Annotated in this window: 1 pseudogene; it reads right to left on the reverse strand. The window is 56.3% G+C overall.

The annotated features are described in order from the left end of the window. A pseudogene (locus tag ABLU87_RS04750) lies at positions 1-1,655 on the reverse strand (hypothetical protein); the annotation flags it as partial.

Raw genomic sequence — 1,655 nt, forward strand, 5'->3', positions numbered from 1 at the left:
GTCAGAGTCGGAGTCACTGTCGGAGTCCGAATCGCTGTCCGAATCCGAGTCACTATCCGAGTCCGAGTCCGAGTCCGAGTCGCTGTCAGAATCGGAGTCGCTGTCAGAGTCCGAATCGCTGTCTGAATCCGAGTCACTGTCGGAGTCAGAGTCTCTGTCAGATTCAGATTCGCTGTCGGATTCGGATTCTCTTTCAGAATCCGAGTCACTGTCAGAGTCCGAATCACTGTCGGAGTCAGAGTCGCTGTCGGAATCCGAATCACTGTCGGAGTCAGAGTCGCTGTCCGAATCGGAATCACTGTCGGAGTCGGAATCAGCATCGCTATCCGTATCATCGGCCAGGCCAATATTAATGGTCAGCGTCGTCGTTGCCGTATCGCCATCCGCATCCGTAATGGTGTAGGTAAAGACCTCCGTTTGACCGACAGAGTCAGCGTCTCCGGTCGCGTGATAGGTGTAAGAACCATCGGCATAGATCACCAGCGTACCGTAGGCGCCCTCAACGATCGTCCCCCCCGAGCTAACCGGTTCCGCCGTTGCCCCCGGAACCGAGGTCGCAATGATGCTGGTCACAGTAATATCCGTACCGGTATCGCCAACGTCCCCACCCGCGTCCGTCTGCAGTACGTTACCGCTGATAATCGCGGACTCGTATCCTACGGAGTCGGTTACCGCCACATCCACCGCGGTCGCTACGCTGAGATTCGCCAGGAAATTCACCAGCGTCGGCAGCAGCCCGGTATTCGTTGGCGACGAAATCACTACCGTATAGTTCCCCTCCGGCAGGTCGCTGAAGCTGGCGCTACCGCTGTAATCCAGGCTGACGCCTCCCGCCGTAATAGTCACCGCATTCGACGCCAGCGCAACCACTTCTCCGGTCACCGTATTCACCACCGCGAGATCGGCCTGGAAGGTATTCGTTCCACCCAGCAGCAGCAGTAGCGTATTAATCAGCGCCGCCGAGCTCAGCGTGGTGCCGCCGGAAATATCCAGTGCCACATCCTGAGTCGTTCCACTCGCGACAGTAAAGTCAAAGTTATTACCGCTAAGCAGCGAAACATCGACCACGCCAAGCAGGTTCACGCCTGTCAGCTGGGTAATCGTACCGTTTACCCCGTCGAGATTGTCATGGTTCTCAGAGATCAGCGCGGTATTGGTATCCGCATTGGCCTGCGGGATATCCGAATCGCTGTCAGAGTCCGAATCACTGTCGGAATCGGAGTCGCTGTCAGAGTCCGAGTCGCTGTCAGAATCCGAGTCGCTGTCAGAATCCGAATCACTGTCGGAATCGGCATCGCTGTCAGAGTCCGAATCGCTGTCAGAATCCGAATCGCTGTCCGAATCCGAATCACTGTCCGAATCCGAATCACTGTCAGAGTCGGAATCGCTGTCAGAGTCGCTGTCAGAGTCAGAGTCGCTGTCGGAATCGGAGTCGCTGTCTGAATCCGAATCACTGTCACTATCCGAATCGCTGTCGGAGTCGGAATCGCTGTCCGAGTCCGAATCACTGTCAGAGTCGGAGTCGCTGTCGGAATCCGAGTCGCTGTCCGAGTCGGAGTCGGAATCGCTATCTGAATCCGAGTCGCTGTCAGAGTCGGAATCGCTGTCGGAATCGGAGTCGCTGTCTGAATCCGAATCACTGTCACTATCCGAAT

The organism is Klebsiella sp. CB_Kp196 (genome assembly GCF_040061575.1).
GTDB classification, from domain to species: domain Bacteria; phylum Pseudomonadota; class Gammaproteobacteria; order Enterobacterales; family Enterobacteriaceae; genus Klebsiella; species Klebsiella michiganensis.